20 protein-coding genes are annotated in these 23,002 nt (G+C 33.8%); 2 read left to right on the forward strand and 18 right to left on the reverse strand.

Features of this window, described 5'->3' with window-relative positions:
• The first annotated feature begins 41 nt into the window (after nt 1–41).
• A complete protein-coding gene (locus UH7x_RS17130) occupies nt 42–1,979 on the forward strand; it encodes a heparinase II/III domain-containing protein (RefSeq protein ID WP_482361141.1) in 1,938 nt (645 codons plus the stop codon).
• 18 nt (nt 1,980–1,997) lie between these two features.
• Here UH7x_RS17130 and UH7x_RS17135 read toward each other — a convergent pair whose 3' ends face one another.
• The 10 genes from UH7x_RS17135 to UH7x_RS17180 all read right to left on the reverse strand — a co-directional run bounded on the left by UH7x_RS17135 (nt 1,998) and on the right by UH7x_RS17180 (nt 12,672).
• Nucleotides 1,998–2,720 carry a head GIN domain-containing protein gene (locus UH7x_RS17135; RefSeq protein WP_482361142.1) on the reverse strand — a complete coding sequence of 241 codons (723 nt, stop codon included), beginning with the start codon at nt 2,718–2,720 and terminating at the stop codon, nt 1,998–2,000.
• An 88-nt stretch (nt 2,721–2,808) separates the two neighbouring features.
• On the reverse strand, nt 2,809–2,994 hold the full coding sequence (locus UH7x_RS17140; RefSeq protein WP_482361143.1) for a hypothetical protein: 186 nt from the start codon (nt 2,992–2,994) through the stop codon (nt 2,809–2,811).
• Between the two features lie 11 nt (nt 2,995–3,005).
• On the reverse strand, nt 3,006–3,677 hold the full coding sequence (locus UH7x_RS17145) for a hypothetical protein (protein WP_482361144.1): 672 nt from the start codon (nt 3,675–3,677) through the stop codon (nt 3,006–3,008).
• Between the two features lie 84 nt (nt 3,678–3,761).
• Nucleotides 3,762–4,853 (reverse strand): hypothetical protein, encoded by a 1,092-nt coding sequence (locus UH7x_RS17150; protein WP_482361145.1) that lies wholly within the window; start codon nt 4,851–4,853, stop codon nt 3,762–3,764.
• Nucleotides 4,837–5,379 carry a hypothetical protein gene (locus UH7x_RS17155; RefSeq protein ID WP_482361146.1) on the reverse strand — a complete coding sequence of 181 codons (543 nt, stop codon included), beginning with the start codon at nt 5,377–5,379 and terminating at the stop codon, nt 4,837–4,839. Before UH7x_RS17155 ends, UH7x_RS17150 begins: the two co-directional genes overlap by 17 nt.
• Nucleotides 5,379–5,918, reverse strand: coding sequence for an RNA polymerase sigma factor (locus UH7x_RS17160; RefSeq protein ID WP_482361147.1), 540 nt, complete (start codon nt 5,916–5,918; stop codon nt 5,379–5,381). Before UH7x_RS17160 ends, UH7x_RS17155 begins: the two co-directional genes overlap by 1 nt.
• A gap of 176 nt (nt 5,919–6,094) precedes the next feature.
• The gene (locus UH7x_RS17165) at nt 6,095–7,579 is read right to left on the reverse strand and encodes a pyridoxal phosphate-dependent decarboxylase family protein (RefSeq protein WP_482361148.1); all 1,485 of its coding nucleotides are present in this window, start codon (nt 7,577–7,579) and stop codon (nt 6,095–6,097) included.
• A gap of 125 nt (nt 7,580–7,704) precedes the next feature.
• Nucleotides 7,705–9,063, reverse strand: coding sequence for a DEAD/DEAH box helicase (locus tag UH7x_RS17170; protein WP_482361149.1), 1,359 nt, complete (start codon nt 9,061–9,063; stop codon nt 7,705–7,707).
• 176 nt (nt 9,064–9,239) lie between these two features.
• On the reverse strand, nt 9,240–11,393 hold the full coding sequence (locus tag UH7x_RS17175) for a hypothetical protein (RefSeq protein WP_482361150.1): 2,154 nt from the start codon (nt 11,391–11,393) through the stop codon (nt 9,240–9,242).
• 52 nt (nt 11,394–11,445) lie between these two features.
• Nucleotides 11,446–12,672, reverse strand: a complete 1,227-nt coding sequence (locus UH7x_RS17180; protein ID WP_482361151.1) for a Gfo/Idh/MocA family protein — start codon at nt 12,670–12,672, stop codon at nt 11,446–11,448.
• 258 nt (nt 12,673–12,930) lie between these two features.
• On the opposite strand from UH7x_RS17180, the gene UH7x_RS17185 reads away from it, so the two are divergent.
• Entirely contained in the window at nt 12,931–14,115 is a 1,185-nt protein-coding gene (locus UH7x_RS17185; protein ID WP_482361152.1) for a hypothetical protein, read from the forward strand.
• A gap of 51 nt (nt 14,116–14,166) precedes the next feature.
• Here the strand turns inward: UH7x_RS17185 and UH7x_RS17190 are convergent, their stop codons facing one another.
• From UH7x_RS17190 to UH7x_RS17225, 8 genes are all read right to left on the reverse strand, one after another.
• Nucleotides 14,167–14,472 carry a DinB family protein gene (locus tag UH7x_RS17190; RefSeq protein ID WP_482361153.1) on the reverse strand — a complete coding sequence of 102 codons (306 nt, stop codon included), beginning with the start codon at nt 14,470–14,472 and terminating at the stop codon, nt 14,167–14,169.
• Entirely contained in the window at nt 14,399–14,914 is a 516-nt protein-coding gene (locus UH7x_RS17195; protein ID WP_482361154.1) for a GNAT family N-acetyltransferase, read from the reverse strand. Before UH7x_RS17195 ends, UH7x_RS17190 begins: the two co-directional genes overlap by 74 nt.
• Nucleotides 14,915–15,007: 93 nt before the next feature.
• A complete protein-coding gene (locus UH7x_RS17200; protein WP_482361155.1) occupies nt 15,008–16,840 on the reverse strand; it encodes a glycoside hydrolase family 2 protein in 1,833 nt (610 codons plus the stop codon).
• A 180-nt stretch (nt 16,841–17,020) separates the two neighbouring features.
• Nucleotides 17,021–17,764: a YoaK family protein gene (locus UH7x_RS17205; RefSeq protein ID WP_482361156.1), complete on the reverse strand. Its 744-nt coding sequence runs from the start codon at nt 17,762–17,764 to the stop codon at nt 17,021–17,023.
• A 2-nt stretch (nt 17,765–17,766) separates the two neighbouring features.
• Nucleotides 17,767–18,732 carry a bile acid:sodium symporter family protein gene (locus UH7x_RS17210; RefSeq protein WP_482361157.1) on the reverse strand — a complete coding sequence of 322 codons (966 nt, stop codon included), beginning with the start codon at nt 18,730–18,732 and terminating at the stop codon, nt 17,767–17,769.
• 114 nt (nt 18,733–18,846) lie between these two features.
• Nucleotides 18,847–20,025 carry a DmpA family aminopeptidase gene (locus tag UH7x_RS17215; protein WP_482361158.1) on the reverse strand — a complete coding sequence of 393 codons (1,179 nt, stop codon included), beginning with the start codon at nt 20,023–20,025 and terminating at the stop codon, nt 18,847–18,849.
• A 72-nt stretch (nt 20,026–20,097) separates the two neighbouring features.
• A complete protein-coding gene (locus UH7x_RS17220) occupies nt 20,098–21,261 on the reverse strand; it encodes a Gfo/Idh/MocA family protein (protein WP_482361159.1) in 1,164 nt (387 codons plus the stop codon).
• Nucleotides 21,262–21,342: 81 nt separating this feature from the next.
• Nucleotides 21,343–22,773 (reverse strand): DUF1593 domain-containing protein, encoded by a 1,431-nt coding sequence (locus UH7x_RS17225; RefSeq protein WP_482361160.1) that lies wholly within the window; start codon nt 22,771–22,773, stop codon nt 21,343–21,345.
• Nucleotides 22,774–23,002 lie beyond the last annotated feature (229 nt).

Raw genomic sequence — 23,002 nt, forward strand, 5'->3', positions numbered from 1 at the left:
CAAAAAATAAATTTCAAAAATTTATTAAAACCAAACCCTTGATGAGAGTTCTACTATTTTTTACTATTCTTATTATTAGCATACAAAATACAAATGCCCAAGCATATCGCAATTTGCTTAGTGGTAATTATTCGTATGACACTATTAAAAAACATATTATAAAAGATCAATCTTGGGTCTCATATCCTAAATATAAAAATAGGGTAGCATGGCAAAAAATTCCGCAAAATTTAAAAGAAGGATATATAAAAGAGGGTGAAGGTTATTTAAATTTTGAATGGAAATATATTCCCGTTTCTCATTATTTAGAATTTACAAAAAGCGGAAGCAGAACGATTATGGAAAAGCCATATCGTAAAAATTTAGAAGCTTTTGAAATTTTGGTATTGGCTGAACTTATAGAAGGTAAAGGTCGTTTTCTAAAAGACATTATTAACGGAATATTTTATTATAGTGAACAAACCTATTGGGGAAATTCCGCCCATTTGGGACTGCAACGCGTTGGTGCCGGAATTCCAGATGTATTAGAACCAACAATAGATTTAGGTGTTGGAAAGGTTGCTGCTAATCTAGCATGGACACACTATTTTTTAGAAGAAGAAATAGACAAAGTAAATCCATTAATTTTAAAAAGGTTACGATTTGAAATATATGAAAAAGTATTAAAACCATACTATACCCGAAGTGATTTCGGTTGGATGGGGTATACCAATGAGAGAGTAAATAATTGGAATCCGTGGTGTAATTATAATGCTTTAAACTGTATTATGCTTTTAGAAAAAGATTCAATTACAAGAAGTGTTAATGTGCAAAAAAGTATGCTTTCTGTAGACGAATTTCTAAATTATTATAAAGATGATGGTGGTTGCGAAGAGGGGCCAAGTTATTGGAGTCATGCTGGTGGTAAATTATTTGATTATTTAGAATTGCTTTACAAAGGCAGTAATGGCAAAATCAATATCTATGACGAACAGCTTGTGAAAAACATTGGCACTTATATATATAAGGCCTATATCCACGACGAATATTTTGTGAATTTCGCTGATGCATCTGCTAAACTAAAATCAAGACCCAACATTATTTATCGCTATGGTAAACGCATCAACGATTCAATAATGAGTGGATTTGGAGCATTTATGGCAAAGAAACGGGATTACGGCGATAGTATTTTTAAAGGAAAAATAGAGATTGCGTTAGATAATCTTTTTAGTGTAAATGAATTAAATAATGCTACCCCGACAGAACCTCTTATAAAAGATTTTCACCTACCCAATACAGAAATTATGGGTGCTCGAGATTTTGAGGGCAATAGTAACGGCTTTTATTTTGCCGCTAAAGGAGGTCATAATTTAGAAAGCCATAATCACAATGATGTTGGTAGTTTTATCTTATACTATAATGGTAAGCCAACGCTTATTGATGTAGGAGTAGATACCTATACTGCTAAAACATTTAGTGACGACCGATATTCTATTTGGACCATGCAATCTGGCTTTCATAACCTACCCACCATAAATGGAATAGGCCAAAAAGATGGAGCTCAATTTAAAGCAAAAAATGTTGTTTATGAATCAGATAATGACAAAGTTTATTATTCACTAGATATTTCAGAAGCATACCCAAAAGAAGCTGAAGTTTTAAATTGGAAACGCAGTTACACCTTGTTTAGAAAGAATAGTTTTGAAATATCAGATACATATTCACTTGTAGAAAATGGGGGTGTAACACATCTTAATTTTATGGCAGCATCAGCCCCAAAATTAACGAAGCATGGTACACTTCGATTAGGCGAACGTAAAGATGCATTATTTATGAAATATAATCCTGAAGTATTAAAACCTGAAATTGAAAATATAACAATAGCAGCCGATTCAAAATTATACCCTATTTGGGGAGAAGAACTATATAGAATACGATTTAAAGTATTAGAGAACAAAAAAGAACAGCAACTTAAAGTTACTGTTCTTCCAGATAAATAGTATATATCTAATCTCTCTTTAGTTTTTATTTTTAATTTCTGACGCCCCAGATAACTTTTTACGGTCGATAGTTGCATTGCCTTTAAAATTTAACTCACTAGCACCAGAAGCCTTAATATCGATAGTCTCATTTACAGATAAATAAGCTTCACTTGCACCAGACATGTCAATATTTAGCTTGTCTACATAAAGGTCATAATCACGAATATCACTACTGCCAGATAAGTCTGCATGAAGTGTACCAATGGTACCATACATATTAGCCTCAGAAGCACCTCTTAAATCTAGTTCTATTCGGTCGGCATTAATTTCGCCAATAAAATCAGCTGCACCAGAAAGTTCTATTTTTCCATTTTCAGTATTCCATTCATTTTCCAAGAAAAGACTGGAAGCACCTTCCATATCAAATTCGTAGATATTCTTAGTAGTAATGTATGCGTTTAAAGTAGCATTACCTTTCACATTAGTGATGTTCTTTAATCGTATTATTAAACGATCTCCATCTCGTTGAACAATAATTCTATCGTGAACATTCTCGTTCGCTTCTATGCGAATACTTTCTTCAGTATCTGAAAAAGTCACATAGGTATTAAAAGCGTTTGAAACTTTAATTTCAGAATATTCAGGTACGGAATAACTTAATGAGGTAACTTCTCCAGAAGCTCTAATGGTATCATGATCGCAAGAAGTAAATAATCCTAAACTTAGGAATAGTACAATAATTAATTTTTGTGTTTTCATTTTGATTGATTTAATAATCTACTTGTCAATAGATTGATGATTGATGATTGATGATTGATGATTGATGATTGATGATTGATGTTGCTGTTTAAACCTTTAAACTTTCTTTTAATTCGACTACTGGAATCCACTGAAAATTTATTGGATACCAAGTTTCATTTAATAATGTTTCTTCTGTATTTTCTTTAAGGAAAACCTGATTATTTTCAGAGTAAACATGTTTCGATTTAATAATATTTTTTGGTGATGTAAACCATATTACCTTGTTTTTCATATGACATAGTTTTATATTTTCTTCTTATAACGATTTTTACCCATATTAAAAACTCCTACTTTAACACCAATACCAGCTGAGAATCCATTTACCCTGTCTATACTGTTAGGTACTAAGTCGATTTTACTTGTAAAACGATATCTAATGCCTGCTTCTAATTGTAGATATCTAGAGATATTAAAAAGTACGTTTACGCCAGGTTCGGCTACGAAAAAGCCATCGAAATCGTCCTCATCTAATTCTTCTTCATAATCATTATTATGAAAATCATTGTCAATATAACCTACACCTCCGACTCCAATCAACAATGGGAAGGACAAATTGACCCTAGATTTGCTAAAAAGAATTGGCTCTAAATGTAACCCGCCATATACTCCTATTAAATCTTCATTTCTTGAAAGTGTAGTGTTGTAAATATCTTGTTCCGAATAAAGAAAATTACCTTCAAATCCAACTTCAAATTGTTGGTTTGCAACATACGCGACTTTAAGACCAGCCATGTATGCATCTTTATCCATTATTTCACCAACCCGCATATTTAGTCCGAGATAAACCCCGTGTACTACATTTTTTCGGTCATTAAATTCTACATAATCCTCTTCTTCATTATTATCTTCTTGTCCGTAGCTTATTATGCCTATTAAAAAGAATAATAAGAGTGTAATTGCTTTTTGATTGTTCATTTTTTTTAGTGTATTGATTGATTACTTATATAGACAACCTAATTTATTAAAGGGTTGCATGTGATTCGTTTTTTTATTAAAAGATTAAAATTCTCTCAATAAGATTACTCCTTTATTACCTGTAATTGAAATGCTTCCTTGCTTGTTTTCGCCGTAAGTGGCTTTTATTTCACGAAGCTTTTTTCCTTTATCTAACATTTTAGAATTTATATTTTCAAAAGATTTAGGCAATCGTACCAAACCTTCTTCTACCGTAGCCTCAAAGCGATGTGAAAAGTCGGTTACGTTCAAACTAATTTCAGATGCTTCTTGTTCTAAAATTATCTCAGCATTTGGATCAATAATATGTGCCACCCTAAAGTCTGAAATTCTTAGTGATAAGTCTGTGTTTTCGCCTAGGCGTTCTAATTGTAATGTTGTAAATTTTAGGCTCCCGTAAATGGTGTTAACTTCTTCTAATGTGATATCATCTTTATTAGAATTAATTTCAAGGGATCCAATTTTTTGCAAAACTATGTCCGTTCCACTACTATTAACTCGTAGGCTTTTAGAATCCGCTAAATTAAGGTTGCCATTTTTTATTTCTATACTACCATAACTAATGTTCTGTCCGCGAAATTTTCCATATCTCATTAAAACATCAGCATTAGTTAAATTGTCATTTATAAATAAATCACCATGTTCGATTGTCGCTTTTAATTTTCCTTTCCAATCTTCAATAAAAACATCACCAAAAGTATTGTTCACTTTCAATTTTGCTTTTAATGGCATGTGAACTGTATAATCTATTTGAATATTACTTCGATTAAAGTCGAATGGATTAGCTTCTTCAAAAAGTTTAGCAAAGAAACCGCTACTCTTTTCTGCAACCTCATAGGTTATCAACAAGAAATCTCCATTATGCTCAATAATTGGTCGTATTCTATCTAACAATTCTTTTGCATTGTCTCTTTTTCTATAGTTTACGGTAATAGCTATATCTACAGAGATTTTGTCTTTATCCCATCCATAAACATGAACGTCGCCATATTTATTTTCTAATTGAAATTCACCGGCATGTGTCATGGCATATGATTTCGATATCTCTTTAGATACTTTATCTTGTGCCAGAGTAACCGACTGCCCAAGAACAAGCACTAGGGCTAGCCACAGTAGTTTTTTACAATGTGTATCCATAATCTTCTTCTGTAATTTTAGAATCGTTAATCTGTTTTAATAGATGTTCTATAAGTTCGATGCGTTTTTTATAGTTAGATACTATAGCCTCCAAGACCAATTCGTTATCTAAATTCTTTTGCATTTCTAATTTCAAATACTCGTATTCAGTATCTAACTCTTCCATAAAAGACAAGAATTCAACCTTGTCTGTTGCAGATAATTTTGGATGGTTCTGTACTAATTGTACTTGATAAGACACCAAATTTTTATAATGCATGTCTATGTCCAATAATTCTCGAGAAGCATACTGGGCTTCTTCAGAGACGTTTGAACCAAAAATTGATATGCCAACAAAGCCTGCAAGACCGATTACTAATAAAATACTGGCAGCGATTTTCAGCATGGGTGATCTCCATAAGGGTATTACCTTGGGTTCTTCACTATCTAGCTCCTGAGCTATTTTCGACCACATAGCGGCACGATCCGCTTTATGTTCATCGAATGTTGAAGCATTCTCTCTTATATGTTTTTCAAAATTGTCCATTACAATTCCTTTATCAGTTCTACTAATTTCTTTTTTGCTCGGTGGTACTGAGATTTCGATGTTGATGTTGAAATATCTAGTACTTCTCCGATTTCAATGTGGTCATAACCTTCTATCAAATACAAATTGATTATTTGTTTATAACCATTAGGAAGTTTTTCTATACCTGCTTTTACTTTTCTAATATCAGCGGCTTCTGTCTCTATTGGTTTTTCATCATGCAAATGAAATTCATGAGCATCTATAGGTACTACAGCTAATCTTTTTGCTTTAAGGTGGTTAATACTCTTATTGATTACGATACGTTTAAGCCATGACCCGAACGTACTATCATAATTAAAACTTTCAAGGTTTTTGAAGGCATTTACAAAACTCTCCTGAACAATATCTTCCGCATCTTCTTTACTGTCTAACATGCGAAAACCTATGTTATACATGGCATCTACGTAAAGCGAATACAGTTCGTATTGGGCATTACGATGACCTTTCTTGCATTTTTCAACAAGATCTTGATGCGTAAAACGTATATCGGTTTTCAATGAATTCAGTTTGGTTTTAACCTACTCAACTACCTAATGTTACTCTAAAGACAAGTACTATTGAAGAAGGTTGCACTATTGGAGAATTATTTTACTAAAATATACTATTTATGCTGTTAAAGCATATAAAGTGCTGAAGAAGCACTATTTAAAGAATGTTGAGAATCGTAATTAATTTAAGCTTCACTCAGATTTAGATGTATTTTTCTACCTTCTCGAACAACAATTTCTATAATTTCTGCAACGTCTTTTTCTGTAGTTCTAAAATTTACAATACAGGCACGTAAGTAATACAGATCATTTATAACTGCATTTGATAAAAATACCTCACCACCTTTTTGCAAATCGTTTAACAATTGTTCATTTAGCTTATTTAAGTACATATCATCTTCACCATATTTCGAATCTGAAGGTACATATCTAAATGTAGTAATGCTTAAATTTTGAGTGGCAGCCTGTAATTCTCTATGGTTTTCAGCTTGTTGAAAAAGTAGTTTGGACAATTCAATATCTTCTCCAATTAGTTTTCTATAACCACTTTTACCGACTTGTTGTAACGTTAGCCAAACTTTTAGAGCTCTAAACCCTCTTGAATTCTGTAAACCGAATTCATAGAAATTTTGGGCTACTTCCCCTTCGGTACTACTAAAATTATAATATTCTGGATGCGAACTATAGGTATCTAGTAAATGCTGTGGATTCTTCACCAATGTACATCCTGCTTCTAATGGACTATATAGCCATTTGTGCGGGTCAAGTGCAATAGAATCAGCTTCAGAAATACCGTTAAAAATATTCTTTAATTCAGGAATTATAGCTGCAGGCACACCGTAAGCTCCATCAATATGAAACCACATATTATACTTTTTACTAAGCGCTGCAAGGTTGTTAAGGTTATCTACAACTCCGGTACTTACATCACCAGCAGTACCAACTACCATAATCGGTAGACATCCATTATTTAAATCAGATTTTATAGTTTCTTCTAAGATTTTTTCATCTATTTGATTTGATGATGTAGTAGGAACCCATCGCACAGCATCAGTTCCAAGTCCAAATAAAACAGCAGCTTTCTCAATCCAAGTGTGCGTTGTTTTAGAGCAATAAACCGTAAGTTGGTTCGTAGCATTTGAAACGCCTTTGCTCTTGATGTTTTTAGGTGCTTTAGCAGTTCTTGCAGCAAGAAAAGCAGTGAAATTTGCCATATTACCGCCACTTACTAAGATTCCCCCATAGTCTGAGGAAACACCTATAAAATCTGCTAACCAACCTATAGTTTGTTTTTCAATTTCTGTAGCTATCGGACTTAGAATATGTGCACCTACATTTGGATTAACAGCAGCCGCCAATAAATCTGCCAAAGCTCCAATAGGAGCAGCCGAAGAAGTTATATACCCCATAAATTTTGGGTGCCCATTAAACAAAGAATGTTGAAATAGTAATTTAGAAGTATCAGATAGTAATACTTCTGCTGATTTTCCATTTTCAGGTAAAGAATTATCGCCTATTAACTTTTGTAAAGTAGATGGCAGTTCGCCTGGAGTCACTTGTTTTTCATCAATAGTATCAATAAAATCTGCAATACTATCTATTAATTGGTAACCTATTCTTTTGAAATCCTTTTTATCTATTTCAATGGAATTATCTCTATTCTTCGCCATGAATATTGTCAATTTTTAATGTTATGGGGAACATTCAAAACTAAACATCGCTTTAAAAAAACATAAAAGCGGTGACAAAATGAAAATGGATGTAAGCAAATGTATGCCGTATCCGAATTAAAACACTAACGTTTATTTTTTCTTTTCTTATTCTGAATTTTATCCCCACGTCTTTGTGGTTTTTTATATTTCTTTTTTAATTTCCGCTCATAACTCTTCTCCTTTGGTCTTTCTTTACTGTTTTTAGCGGATTTCTCATGAAATGAAGCACCAGTTTCCAATGCAGATTTGTTGTCTTCCTCTTCCTCTAAGTTTATGGGTTTAATGTCTTCCTCGGGGGTTAGTTCGGTACTAACAAGTACTTCTTGCGGAAATTCAATAAAAGGTATTTTGTAATTCATTAAGTTTTCAATAGCCTCCTTTAGGGGTGTCTCCTTCTCTTGATATAAAAGTATAGACTTTCCTTTTTCACCGGCACGACCCGTTCGGCCAATTCGATGTATATAGTTTTCAGGATAAAAAGGAGTTTCAAAACTAATAACGGTACTTATTTTTTCGATATCAATTCCACGAGCAATTACATCTGTAGCAACTAGAATTCTACTTTTACCACTTGTAAATTTATCTATCGATTTAACACGATGATTTTGTTCTTTACTCGAGTGAATTACAGATATTTCAGATTCGAAATCTAAGACTTCCGCAAGCCTGTCGGCACTCACTTTACTGGCAACAAATATTAAAACCTTGTTATGGGTTTCCTTATCTGCTAATAGGTGGTTTAATAAATTTGTTTTAGTGTAAAAATTTGGAACAGTATACGATTCCTGACTAATTGTATCTAAAGGAGTTCCGCTTATTGAGATGGTTTTCTTAACCGGATTAATTAAAAAATCATCCATTAATTCATCTACATAAGTTGTCATTGTTGCAGAAAAAAGAATATTTTGTCTCTTTTTGGGTAAATATTCAAAGATATTTTTCAACTGTGTTTTAAAGCCAAAATCCAGCATAATATCAACTTCATCTATCACCAATTTTTTAACAGATTTTAAACGAAGTACATTCGATAGTGCGAGGTCATACAATCTTCTAGGTGTACCTACAATAATATCTAGTCCATCTGCGACAGCTCTTTTTTGAGCTTTAATATTACTACTTCCACCGTATACACCAGCCACACGCACACTTAAATAAGGTGTTAGCTTTTCTATTTGTGCAACGATTTGTATTACCAATTCTCTAGTAGGGGCAAGTATTAAAACTCTTGGTTGTTGTTGATCTGAAAATTTTAAATCTTGTAAAATAGGAAGTAAGTAAGCAATTGTTTTACCAGTTCCGGTTTGTGCAATTCCCACAAAATCGGCTCCTCCAAGAATCGTAGAATACGATTCTTGTTGAATAGGGGTAGCAGTGTCAAAGCCTAAATCGTCAACCGCTCGCTTTAGTAATTTTTTTATTTTAAAATCTTCAAAAGTTTCCATGCTGTAAAGTAACCAAGAAAAACTCGTATCGTCATTGTATTTGAACTAATTATGCATGAAAGAGTGATTTCGACGCACCATATTAGATTTTAATAGGTATCACTATAGTTTTTAATACACTTTGCACTAAATGCACCAGACATTTATATCGGTTGTATTATTTCTATGTCCTAAGACTAATTCGTTACCCCAGGTAACATTTTTGACCAAGCAACATCAATATTTTCCCCAATCTTCGAGTCTTTCGTGGTATCCCAGTAACTTGTTTTTTCAAGTTTTAAAGCTAAGGTGGTGGTTATAAAACTTTGCGTCCACCCGGTAAGCGTACCCCAAGCTCCCCATCCATGATCAGCATTTGAGCCATAATATTCCCAGTTTTGGTAGTCGAAAGCTCTAAACCAACAACCATCTAAATCATCTCGACCGGTAGCGGTACTTTGAATGCGCACCATAAAATCAGCAAGTTTGGTTACGGCCTTAATATATTTGGGATTATGTGTTGCTTGCGCCGCTTCATTTAATGCAAAAAAAGCAAAATTACTAGTATATAACATATCTGCTACCGGTTCCCCATTTGCATGAATTATTGGAGCTTCGGCATGACCATAATCTGCATTGGTCTTTGGTGCTCCATATCTACCTTTAGTACCTTCGCCCAATTCTTCTCTTAAGGCACCTACCGCAACTTGGTTTTCCAGTAGCTCATCACAAATTAGATTTAACCAATCGTTATGTTTTTTGGTGTTTTCAATGCGAACTAGCCAAGCCAAAGGTAGAATCATTCTAGCTCGTTCTTGTTGAATTCCATTAGTCCATTCCCAATTCTTTGGGTAATTAGCCATTGTAATTTCAATGGCATTTTTAGCTTTATCTAATAATGGTTTATATCCTGTTTTATCATATAACCATAGGTATGTCGCCCAAAGCCAAGATTCGTAATGTGGAGCTATATTTTCGAACTCTCCTTCCATCAAAGTTTGCCATGTTTTGGCATCAATATCTTTTCCATTTAGAGCACCTCCTCGAAAACCATTTTTTCCAGATGTACGAAAATTTGCTAAAATTAATTCTAGAATTTGAACATCCCATTTATTGTTATCCATCATTTGAGAAGATAGAATTGAGCCAAGTAAAATTCTAGCATTATCATCACCATAATATCGTGATGGTCTTGTTGCTGCCCAACCTAGTAAACCATAAGAAGACATTTTTGCATCTTGGCTATTTTCAGTTTTAAAGGTGTTAGAATTGTACAAAAAGTCCATTAAGTTCGTCGCGATTACTTTATTATGCTCGTTGGTGTTAATTGCATTTGCCATAGCAAAAGTCATTGCCGTTTCTGCCACACAATCTCCACGCAACCAGTAACGATAGGGTTGACTTCCGTCGTAATTAATATAAGAATAATGGCCTTCCATAACGCCAAGAGAGCCATCACCTGAAGGTAAGTCAAGATTCATAGGCGGACCAACTGGCAGTTTTAAAGTATCTATGGCTTGCCATTGGTTTTTCCATTCTGGATGAATTAAAAAACGAGCTTTTTTATACCAAGCAGCGCCACGTTCAATAGCTAATTCATAATCATAGTTTGAAAGAGGTGCTGTTTTGCTAAAACTAGGTTTTACAATCGGATTCCATGTTACAGCATCCTTATCAAGTTCTAAAGACAAATAAGTTAAAATACCATGAATAGCGCTTTCCCATGCTTTTATTGGTGAATAGCGACTTTTATTAAAATCGCTTAATTTGGTTGTTGAAATCAAAACATTTTTATCCTCAAATAGAATGGGTACACTTTCGGTATTTTCTAGTCCGTAAACAGCTTTATGAAATCCAGCGACATTAGCCGCTTTTAAATGACTTTCTCGGTCCGGAACCTCGGTGTAGTAAAATAGGCCAGCATCTAAAATTTGCATTGGCGATAGATCTTTTCCAAAGAAATCTGACGTTACAACGAAGCGCTCTTTTTTAGTTGATTTAATTTCTAGAGTATCATCACTTTTAATAAAACCAGGAAATTCAACGTAGGTTTTTAATTGTTTTATATTCACCTGTTTGAAAAATTCAGCAGGAATTTTTGTGGTTTCTGTAGGGTAGTCCTTTGCTAAAATTAGAAGTGTCTCGTTTTTTTTAGAGCTATTAAGGGCTTGATTTATATCATCATAGCGAATACAATTAAGGCCATTCGACTTCATTAGTTTGTATAAATCATTCGACTCGGCACTATATATATGTATTCGATTGTTATTTATAGATTCGTTTTCTTGTCCAAAGTTTACAAACCCAAATAAAAAAGTAAAGGCAAATAGTAATATGAATTTTAGTTTCATTGAATTTACTTTTTTAAATGTTGAATAGTTGTAATCTTTAAGATATTTCAAGTTAGATATCGAAATTTGGAATGCTTTTATATGCTCCACCTTTTAATGCTGATTCATGAGCAATTATACCAGGTGCAGTATAAGCCAGCGCTTCATAAATATTTACTTCAGGTTCTCTATCTTCTAAAATAGATGAAATAAATTCGTGCGTAATAAATGTATGAGAACCACCATGACCACTATTATGTCGCATAGCTTTTGGTAGTACGTCCGTCTCATACCACTTTTCTTGATTATATGGTTTAAGCTCTGGGTGAGCTACCGTAAACCCACCATCATCTTTTATCATTTTATCGCCCGCATGTACAGTATGTACAGGTTCATTTTTATATCCCATATAATAGCTCATTTTATCACCACGCCATTCTCCTTTTTCGCAATGAGACAGTGCACCGCGCCAGCAAACTTCACCGGTAAATGAATTTCCTTGATTGGTTTTAAAGAAGGCTGTTTCATTCCAAAAAGGATTGTTATAGGGGTTTCCTTTGAGAATAGGATCATCATCACCCCAACCAATACATGATACGTTTGTTAATCGTTCCCCAGTAACAGCAATTAAAAAAGCAGTGACATGTGTTGGGTATAGCATGGGTGGCAATCCATGGCGCCAAGTAGCCGAACCATCTGAATTGAAATATAATTCTTCTAGACCTGGGTGATAATATTGAGCAGCGCTACTAAAGATGTTTCCGAATTTTCCAGCGGAATACATTTTTTTCGCCGTAATTGTTTCTTGCCTGAAAGTAGAAGTTTCCGCCATCATGTATTTTTTTCCAGTAGATTTAACGACTTCCAGAATGCGATAACAATCTTCTATGGTTAAAGCTGCAGGAACTGCACACAATGCATGTTTTCCAGATTTTAGAGTTTGAATTACGTGATTTGCGTGATCAGGAGCTGGCGTAAATATGCCTACCGCTTCAATTTTTGGATCCTTTAGTAATAAAGCTAAAGAGTTATAGGCTTTATTACATTCGTACCTTTCCATAAGTTTAGCACGACGATCCGCTCGTAAATCACTAACCGCCTCAACAATAACATTTGGGTGTTCATTAAAGAAAAAACCAAGACCAAATCTCCCACCTACTACACCGACGCGTATTTTTCTAGTGGAAGTAGGAATGCCCGCAAAAGCAAATCGAGGAGCGATTGCAAAAGCTGTACTCGCAGTGGTTGTAACACCAATAAAATTACGTCTAGAGATTTTTTTTTTCGATTGAGAATTCATTTATAATAGCTTAGTTCTAAATTTAGTAGTCCTTCTGGCTAAAGGAAATCATCACTTTAATAATTTATAGTCTAAAAATAATAATCTTCCTTTTTTCGTGTGCATATATTCTTATTTCAATCCAATACTATTTAAACTTTTATTGAAATTTTGAGATATTATAATGAACTCGTTAATTATATTTTGATTAATTGTAGTTATTTATTTGCTTTCACCTCATGCTATAAATATTAAATTCGTCTAATAAATAAGTGTTGCATGAAATCGAAAAGAATATGTCTATTGTACCCAATACTTTTTTGTTTATTGATTTTTGGCAACGAATTATTTTCTCAAATAACCTCTACACCAGAAATATATGTAAAGCCTATTTACAAAGTTAATTACGGTGATGCTACTGCTGATAAACCACAATCAAAATCATGGTCAACTAATAATGGAAATTGGATTGTTGTGGGTGATAGTGATGGTCCTAAGCTTTTGCGAAAAAATGTGAAAGGATGGTCGAGTCAATCAACTATAAATTTAGCATGGAAAAATTTACCAAGTAGGGCAGATGTATTTACTAAAGGCAATAAAGCACACATTTTGTTTGTGGGTGACTGTGTTTTGAATGTAGTACAAATAAAGTATTCAAATCAGCACCATCAGTACGAACATCAATGGAAAGCACATCTACCTATTCCCGATGACTGTAATGCTATCGAAACTGCAACGATAACTCAGGATTCTAAAAATGAATTTTGGGTTTGTGCAGATATGAATGAAAGAGTTATGGTTTGGCATTCATCCAATGGAAAAGATTGGGCAAATCCGATTGAATTGGCGGATGATATTAATAAAGATGACATTGCTGTAATAGTAGGACTTAAGAATCAAATATCTGCAATTTGGTCAAATCAAAATAAAGAATCAATAGTTGAGCGAATACATATTGATGGTGACACTCCCAACAACTGGTCTGCACCTATAATTGTGGAAGAAGGGGATAAGAATGCTGACGATCATTTGAATGCAACAGTTTTTAAAAATGGAACAATGGCGATGGTGACTAAGAATAGTGTTGATAAAGTAAACCATCCTCAGTTTGTACTGCGTTTACGAGATAAGAAAGGCAAATGGACCAACATTCCTTATCAAAACTTAGGCCCACATGAGAATCCTAGTAGACCAATAATTAATCATGTTGAATCGGGAAGATTGTTTGAAATACATTCTGTAAAAAATAAGGAGGATAGCCGATATCATATTTCCGTGAATGAAATAATTCAGGAGAAAGGCCTTTGGAAATTTAATGAACTGGTACAGCTAAAAACTAAAATAAAAGGCAAAAACGGAGATGCAACTTCTAGTAAAACAAGTTTTTTAAAGCATGAGGCGAAGCTTATATTTTTCTCCGATGATTTGGGTAATATATATTCATTTGACCTTGAAAGTATATAACTTCTTCTAGTTTCATTTATACTAATGTAGTTTCAGCGCAATCTATAACGTTTATTTAAATAGTACGTATCTAGGAGGAACAAGTTTGTTAAGTCTCATATAGATGGGCATTTGACCTCTATGGTGTGTAATATGGTCTGCCAATAGCATAAAAATTTGACGCTTTGTTCTGTCTAAACCAAAATAGTCAAGTCGGTCTTCTAGCTGTATTGAATCAAAATCTTTAAGTAACCCAATCGCTGATGTTTCATGGTGCTTTGTAATAAAGAGGTTTTCATAATTATTAAAAAGGGAGATACATAATATGATTCGGATTAGAATGTGTTTCTGATAATTTAAAATCGTACCTACCAACAATATTAAATCCCGCTTTATTATAAAAATTTATAGCTCTTTGGTTTTCAATCCAAACGGCAAGCCAGATTCCTTTTTGGTCATTCACTTTTGACTCAGCTACAATAAAATCAAATAATTTCGGTCCAAGCTTATAACCATAAAATTCTTTTAAGAGGTATATTTTATCGAGCTTGCTTACATTTATTTCCTTAATATTTACATTAGAAAAATTTAATTCGATCTTAGAAAACCCAGCAACTTTTTTGTTGAAATAGATGATATGATATCGAACTTTTTCATTTTCAAGTTCTTTAGTAATTACTTCCTTAGTATAAGTTTTTGCGATAAAATTATTCACATCATCTTTCGAGGCACTATTTCCATGAGATTCTATAAACGTTCGTTCACCAATTTTTACAAGTAAAGGAACGTCTTTACTATTTGCTTTAACTATTTCAATCATATGTTTTAAAATACTTACTAATCATAATAAAATACTCATAGTTTAACACTTACAATTTATCTGCATTTCCTATTTAATCAAAAAAATTAAGCATTATTCAACCAACACTTTATAGACTTGGGAATTTACTTCTTTGGTTTTGTCTACATCCATTTTTATAATTCTTCTATCATAGGTCATTAGTCCATTAACTTCGCCTTCAACATCTGTAGTTTGCGTATATATTGCAGCAGATAATCCGTCTTTTATCAGCGCTGGAATTTGATTTATTAATTTGGAATATTCCTCAAATAATTTGGTTTTATTTTCAATATTTCGGTAGCCCCAGTTCTTATCTTTTTGCCATAAATGTCCTTTTAAAACTAAGCCTAAGCCTCCAAATTCACCAAGAACCATAGCTCTATCTTTAAACATTATTGGTGCATGCAAATCTTTGTTTGGCATACCTGGACCGGGATATACGTGTGTATCAATCATGTGCCCTACAGGAAAATAATTTCCTCCACTAGGTCCGTTTACATGGCGAGATGGGTCATATTTCATAGTCCAGTTTATAACATTTTCAGTATCGAATTGTCCCCATGCTTCATTAAAAGGTACCCAGGCAACTATTGACGGACTGTTGTAATTGGCATCCATAATATTTTTCCATTCTTTACGATATTGATGTGCAGATTGCGGCTTTCTTTTAGCCTCTATATAATCGTATCCAGAAGGTCCTCTCCATGTTCCCAAACCATCACCGTTGGGCATATCTTGCCAAACTAACATTCCTATTCGATCGCAATGGTAATACCAGCGTGCAGGTTCAACTTTGACATGTTTTCTAATGGTATTAAACCCAAGTTTCTTGGTAGTTTCAATGTCAAATATTAAAGCCTCATCTGTTGGCGCTGTATATAATCCGTCGGGCCACCAGCCTTGGTCTAGTGTGCCGAAATGAAATAGGAATTCGTTATTCAATTGTAATCGTTCATTACCATTCTTATCTTTTTCAAGTGCTATTTTTCGCATTCCAAAATAGCTTTTCACATGGTCTAGCGTTTTGTTGTTTCCAGTAAAACTAACTTCTAGATCATATAAATGTGGATCATCGGGGGACCATAGTTTTTGATTTTTAATTTTTATAGATATAGGTTCACCAAAAGAAGCTTTCTCAATTGCAATTTCCTTACCTGAATCGAAAATTTTTATAGCTAAACAGTCATTTTTCGAACCGAAAGAAATACTACTAGAAACCACAACTTCTAACGAACTCTCGTCGATATTAGGAGTCATTTTTAATGAAGAAATTGATTGTTTAGAAACTGGTTCTAACCAAACCGTTTGCCATATTCCTGTAACAGGCGTATAAAAAATACCTTCAGGTTTTGTTTTTTGCTTTCCAATGGGTTGTGTGCCATTGCTTGTAGGATCCCAAACGGCAACGGTTATCTCTTGTTCTCCAGATTTGTAGAGTGCTGGGGTAATATCCATAGAAAAGGGATCATACCCACCACTATGCGTTCCAATTTCCGTATCATTTACATAAACTGTAGCTTCCCAATCTACAGCGCCAAAATGCAGAATTATTTGTTTGTTTTTCCATTTGGCAGGAATTTTAAATTTACGTTGATACCATAGAACTTCATCTTCAGAAACTGTTTTTTGAACACCAGAAAGTAGTGACTCTATTGGAAATGGCACTAGAATTTCGTCATCAAAAGTTTTAGGTGAGGTACCATCGGGAACTATTGTATAGTTCCATATACCATTTAAATTTTCCCAATCTTTGCGCACTAGTTGTGGGCGCGGATATTCTTTTAAAGCATTTTCTGAACTTACAATTCCGGCCCACTCAGTTCGAATTTGATCTTCCTTTATTTGACCGTTAGATAAATAAGTGATACAGCATAAAAGAGTTGAAAAGATAATTTTTTTGGTCATGGTTTGGTAGTTAAAAGGTTGGTTCGGTTGGTACTAATTAATACATTTAAAATTAAGCATGCACTTTAAGTTGAAAGCAACTAAAATAATAAAAACATATGCCTTATAATCGTGAAAATCGTCATTATTGAAAAAATAGTTTCAACTAAAATTCACTTGTATTAAATTAAAGAAACGAAATTAACTGATACTTCTTCTTTGATTAAACTTTCTCTTTGTTCTGATTACTTTATAGCGCATATCATCATAGTATAAACTCAGAAATAAAATTACTGCGCCAAAAATCAACGTATTTAATTTAAGGTCTAAACGTGAATACAAAAACCCACCTATGATTCCTCCAAGAAAAAAGAAGCATATGATATAAATTCGAAGTTTTATGGTTTCTTTAATTTTAGCTCTATCCGGATGTGATTCAGGAAAAAATAATTGCGAAAGTTCAATTCCTAAATCTGTGAACAAGCCCGTTAAGTGTGTTGTGCGAACAATGGCATTTGATATTTTTGTAACAAAGGAATTTTGTAGCCCCATGGCAAAGAGCAGTAAACAAACAATTAAGTCGGGATAAATTATTTCTCCACTAAACGTAATCATTGCAATTGAAACTAGTATCAGACATTCTATTATGGTAGGTAATACAAAAACATTTAGTTTTTTATTCTCTTTAAAAACTTCAATTAAGAAGCTTGATAAAAAAGAACCAAAGAGAAAAGAAAAGATATAAAGGAAATAAACGGTTCCTTTCCATACCTCAAAATTTGCTACATCACTCATAAACAGCGCAAAATGTCCGGTTACATTTGTTGTTAATTGTTTAAAAGCTAAAAACCCAGTAACATTTACTAATCCTGCAACAAAAGATAGAATTGTGGCAATACGCAAGTTATGATTCAGTGTTCTACTTTTACCTTGGTGTCTAAACATACTTATACTATTTCGTTGTCTGCACTCATCTTTGAAGCTACAATACTTATTATCAATAATTGAATCGCATGAAACAACATAAGTGGTAAAAGTATTATTCCGATAGAAGGTATATTTCCAAAAATTATTTTAGAAAAGACCGTTCCGTGGACTAATGATTTTTTTGTTCCACAAAACTGAGCAGTAATTTGATCTTCAATAGTAAACTTCATTTTCTTAGCTAAGAATCCCGTTAAAAAAAATAGGATGCCAAACAATATTAAAACAGCCATTAAGAGTAGGAGTAAATCTAAAATGGATACTGAACTAAATATCTTGTCATGAAACGAACTTGCAAAGCTTTTATAGATTATGAGTAGGATAATAGATTTGTCAAACAATGTTAATTGCTTATTGTATTTTTTTGCAAACGCACCAAAGAAGCGTTGTAGCAGAACACCTATAACCACTGGTAATATTATTTGTACAAAGAGCTTAACATAAATATCTGTAAAACTGAAATTTGCTTCAGCATGTTGTACAAATAATCCCATCCACAAGGGTGTAAGCACCACACCAATAATCCCTGAAATGCTGGCGTTAAAAATTGCGGCTGGAATATTACCTTTTGCAATAGAAACCATTACTACAGAAGAAGATACAGTTGATGGCAGCGCAGCTAAGAAAAAAAACGCCAACCAAATAATCTCTTGTTCTTGATTCTGAATAAATGGTTGAAATGCTAAAACTAGCAACGGAAATATTAGAAATGTAGAAATCTGTATTAGTAAATGTAATCTCCAATTTTTAACTCCAGCTTTTAGTTTTTCCGGACTCAGTTTAAGTCCGTAAAAAAAGAATATTAATGAAATGCCTATTCCACTAATAGTGTCAATCGGAATTTTACTTTCTGGAATACCCCATTGTGGAAATACATATGCCAATCCAATTACCACTATTATAGATAGCACAAATCCATCAATCTTCACTTTTCGATATTTTTCTTGGTTTGGAAGTGCTAAATTAAGAATTTGCTCAATGGTAGTTCAATAAACTCGGGTAACATTTAAGCTTTAATTCTGGGCAAAGAATGTGAAAAACATTTATTTTTCATTCAAACGATTATACTTTTTCAGTGTTTTAATCAGTAAATCGTGCGGTAGGGCATAGGCTTTGTTTCCATTAATTCCCTCCATAGTTTCAGCAGCAACCATCGCATTTATAATCGCTTCTTCTACGGCTTGTACTGTCGCTTCAAAAACTGGCATTAGTCGATCATTAGACATTGATTGTACAATTGTAGTTTCATCTCTATTAAATGCTTTTTCATTAGCAGTTGAAAAAGCTAAAAAAATATCCCCAGAACCATTACTTCCGCGCCCGCCTACTATACCAACACCTAACGGAATTCTTTGTGCTATTCTTTTTAACTGATGCGGTAATAGCGGAACATCGGTTGCTACAATTACAATTATAGAACCATCACCTTCTTGTCTTCTAGATTTTGGCGGCGCATTAAATCTATAGTTTAAGGTATCTTTTAATTCAATTCCGACGGGTACGCCAGCAATAGATAAATTTCGTTTGGCTCCAAAATTTGATTGCACAATTGCTCCAACAGTATAATTTGAATCTTTAATTTTAATAACTCTTGAGGAAGTTCCTGTACCACCTTTAAAGCCCAAACACATCATACCGGTTCCACCACCAACATTTCCTTCTTCAATCTTACCACTAGAAGAATTTGCTATAGCTTCTAATACATGTTTTTCTTCCACATGAAAACCATAAATGTCATTTAAAAAACCATCGTATGTTTCGGCAACTACCGGATAAGTATACCACCAATCTTCGCCGCTATACCAATCGGTGTCTACATACCATTTTAATACAGCATCGCGAACAACACCCACACTGTTTGTATTAGTAATCATAATTGGAGTTTCTAAAAAGCCCGATTCTGTAACCCAAGTAGTACCTGTCATTTCCCCATTACCATTTAGGCTATACCAGTTAGCATACACCGGACTAAACTTTTTAGCTTTTCCTCTGGGAAATATTGCTGTCACTCCAGTTCTTATAGGACCCTTTCCTACATTGTTTTCTCCTTTACCAGAAATAATTGTGCTATAACCAACTTCAACACCCTTTACATCGGTAATCGCATTAAATGTTCCTGTTGTACCAACAAATGGAACTCCTAGATTTCTTGCTCTGGGTTTCTGACTAAATGAATAACAACATAGGCTTAGTAAAGTAAATGTTAATAGTATGCTTTTCATATTATAATTTTTTACGTTTCTCTTAGTAATCCCATAATACACTTTAAATAGTTTTGTTTCCTATTATTTGTCTTAGAGCATTGTTGCGTTGGCTTGGCCTTTAAGTGCAAGTTCGGTGGCTAGAAAACAATGGTCTTGGGTCATTGCAGTTTCGGTTCTATTTACAACATCACTTACGAGTTGCTCCCCATAAGGCAAATACACTTCGCTACAGTCAAAATATTTAGTTTCTTTTTGGTTCACTAAAAATAAGTGGTCACCACCTTCACGACCTCCAATATCGGCATACTTACGCAACTCCATATAACCTTCCGTCCCTAAAACAGTTAGGCGTCCATCGCCCCATGTGCTTAATCCTTCAGGTGTAAACCAATCTATTCTTATATATCCGATTCCTTGATTACCACGAAACATCATATCACCAAAATCTTGGAATTCCGGATATTGAGAGTTATTTATATTACCAACTTGCGATGCAACAATTTCGGCCTTAGTAGAACCAGTAAAGTGTAAAAATTGATCGGCTTGGTGTGATCCGATATCGGTTAAAATACCACCAAATTTATCAAGTTTAAAAAACCAATCTGGACGAGATTCTGCACGCATGCGATGAGGCCCTAATCCAATAGTCTGTACAACCTTACCTATGGCGCCAGACTTAACAAGTTCATCTGCCTTTATAGTAGCCCTACTACCAAGACGCTCACTATACATAATGGAATAAATTCGATTTGTTTCTTTTTGAACTTTTTTTACTGCGGCAAGTTGCGCTAATGTTGTAATACCTGGTTTATCTGACATAAAATCTTTACCATTTTTCATAGCAAGTATTCCGAGAGGAGCTCTTTCTACAGGTATAGCAGCACTAGCAATCAATTGTATACTGTTATCTTCTAAAATTTCTTCTTGACTTTTAGCAATTTTAGCATCCGGATATCTTTTAGCAAACGATGCTAGTAAATCTGGTTCTTTCGCATAGACTGCAACTAAGGTGCCACCACCGGCTAATAATGTAGCAACTTGACCATAAATATGACCATGATTTAATCCAATGACAGAAAAACGAATGGATTCTTTTTTTACTAATCTCTTATAGTTTGATGTTGCTTTTATTACTTCAGGTTGTGATGTTGCATGCAAAGGATTTCCAAAAACGGATGTAGTACCAGCGAATGCCGTAATTCCGGCACCAGTCATTATCGTATTTTTAAGGAATTTTCTTCTGTCAGATTTCATTCGATTTTAATTTTTAATTATTCTTGAGGTTAAAAGTCTTAATAAGAGTTACTATTAAATTAGGTGAAATAGCCTGATTTTCTATGGATTAACTGTAACTATAATTCTTTTGTATCGAGATAGGGCAGGCATACCTTTATCCGTTACTTTTAATATTATATGTATAGTTTCCTTTTTAGTTACTTTGGGTGCATTAAAGCTAAGATGGTGTAAATTATGTGGACCGCCTTTTAAAATATATTCCTTTAAGGTGCCTGCTTCGTCATAATTAAACCATAAGAAACTTAGGTTATCACCGTCCGGGTCAGTAGAATTACTAGCTCTAAGAAATACGTTTTTCCCTGATTTTACTGATATATTATCTTCGCCATCTAATAGTGGAATAGGAGGGTGGTTAGATTCTTCAAAGGTCTTTAAACACCAGTCCATTCGTGCTGCAAAATCATTCTGAAAATCATCACGCCAGCGCCATAAAGTTTCTTTAAAACCTGTAAACGAAACCGTATCTTCTCCAATTGCTCTATTGTAATCCTTTGTAATAAATGGGGTATAGGTATCATTGGCATTCGTCCAAATTTTACGTGTTTCAGGACCAATAACTACTATAGATTTACCATCTATTGCATTAGAAAAATCAGGTTTATATAATTCATATCGTCCAGCCCAGCCACCGTATTCAGGATGCTCTGGCACGTTTAATCCATTCGGGATTAATCCTAAAAATGCAGGCGTATCACCCTCTATACTATAAGCTACATCGGGGTATTCAGCACCAAGTGGTCCATGGTCTTGTTGAATATTTTCAGCCAACCAACCATTAGATATTTTTGTGTTATCAATTCCTTTTATTACCGAATTTATACCCGCCCAAGTAGCAGCGCTATAATCGTCTCCTGGACTGACAATATAAAATAAATCAGGAAAATTATTACGAATCCATAATCCACTATCATCTTGGTCAGATATAGTATATACACGTATTTTAGAAATTAATTTCTTGGCTACACTTTTACTTTTTGTTTTTCGAATTTTATGCAAAGCTTGTGCTAAAGTATTAACACCGCCCCAAGTAGATATCCATAATGGTCTTTCATCTTTTTCTTCTAATGTTTTAATAATTAACTCGGAACCTTCGGAATCCATACCATCACCAACACCAGTCATTCCATATTTAGGCAGACCATTTTTTACCAAACCCATTAATTTATCTTCGGTCGGATAGCCAGAAGCATGTTTGGTTAAGTTATCATAGACTTTACCATAACCACGAATTACTTTGCGGATAAATTCTGGACTAATTTTAGTGCGATACCAGCACGATGTAGTCGCTACAATTCCTTTAATATCAATTTCATTGGAGTATAATAATAAGCGAACCATTGATTGGGTATCATCTGGGTCAGCTTCAAAATCAGTTAAAATAATTACGCGTTGTTTTGAATTTTCTTGCGCCAAACATGATGTCTGAATACTTATAAATAATAAAATAGCTGTAAAGAATATTCTCTTCATTAATTAATCTAGTTTAAGTTATGAAATTGGACTATTAAAATTCATTGGAAGTAGTTACCATATTTATGTAAATATGCTGATAATAGACCAATTTAAACCAAAATATTAGAGAATAAAACAAATTAAGAGAAACATGTACACCAGCTAATTGTTAAAGCCTTAAGTGTTATTTAAAGTTAGAATCTATACTCGAATGGATTGTAATAAATTTGAAATATGATGATAACAT

It is taken from the genome of Aurantibacter sp. UH7 (assembly GCF_056839165.1).

Bases quoted from the DNA above. Each gene is read 5' to 3' on its own strand.
- UH7x_RS17130 (WP_482361141.1), top strand. From the start codon at position 42: ATGAGAGTTCTACTATTTTTTACTATTCTTATTATTAGCATACAAAAT.
- UH7x_RS17135 (WP_482361142.1), bottom strand. From the start codon at position 2,720: ATGAAAACACAAAAATTAATTATTGTACTATTCCTAAGTTTAGGATTA.
- UH7x_RS17140 (WP_482361143.1), bottom strand. From the start codon at position 2,994: ATGAAAAACAAGGTAATATGGTTTACATCACCAAAAAATATTATTAAA.
- UH7x_RS17145 (WP_482361144.1), bottom strand. From the start codon at position 3,677: ATGAACAATCAAAAAGCAATTACACTCTTATTATTCTTTTTAATAGGC.
- UH7x_RS17150 (WP_482361145.1), bottom strand. From the start codon at position 4,853: ATGGATACACATTGTAAAAAACTACTGTGGCTAGCCCTAGTGCTTGTT.
- UH7x_RS17155 (WP_482361146.1), bottom strand. From the start codon at position 5,379: ATGGACAATTTTGAAAAACATATAAGAGAGAATGCTTCAACATTCGAT.
- UH7x_RS17165 (WP_482361148.1), bottom strand. From the start codon at position 7,579: ATGGCGAAGAATAGAGATAATTCCATTGAAATAGATAAAAAGGATTTC.
- UH7x_RS17170 (WP_482361149.1), bottom strand. From the start codon at position 9,063: ATGGAAACTTTTGAAGATTTTAAAATAAAAAAATTACTAAAGCGAGCG.
- UH7x_RS17175 (WP_482361150.1), bottom strand. From the start codon at position 11,393: ATGAAACTAAAATTCATATTACTATTTGCCTTTACTTTTTTATTTGGG.
- UH7x_RS17180 (WP_482361151.1), bottom strand. From the start codon at position 12,672: ATGAATTCTCAATCGAAAAAAAAAATCTCTAGACGTAATTTTATTGGT.
- UH7x_RS17185 (WP_482361152.1), top strand. From the start codon at position 12,931: ATGAAATCGAAAAGAATATGTCTATTGTACCCAATACTTTTTTGTTTA.
- UH7x_RS17195 (WP_482361154.1), bottom strand. From the start codon at position 14,914: ATGATTGAAATAGTTAAAGCAAATAGTAAAGACGTTCCTTTACTTGTA.
- UH7x_RS17200 (WP_482361155.1), bottom strand. From the start codon at position 16,840: ATGACCAAAAAAATTATCTTTTCAACTCTTTTATGCTGTATCACTTAT.
- UH7x_RS17205 (WP_482361156.1), bottom strand. From the start codon at position 17,764: ATGTTTAGACACCAAGGTAAAAGTAGAACACTGAATCATAACTTGCGT.
- UH7x_RS17215 (WP_482361158.1), bottom strand. From the start codon at position 20,025: ATGAAAAGCATACTATTAACATTTACTTTACTAAGCCTATGTTGTTAT.
- UH7x_RS17220 (WP_482361159.1), bottom strand. From the start codon at position 21,261: ATGAAATCTGACAGAAGAAAATTCCTTAAAAATACGATAATGACTGGT.
- UH7x_RS17225 (WP_482361160.1), bottom strand. From the start codon at position 22,773: ATGAAGAGAATATTCTTTACAGCTATTTTATTATTTATAAGTATTCAG.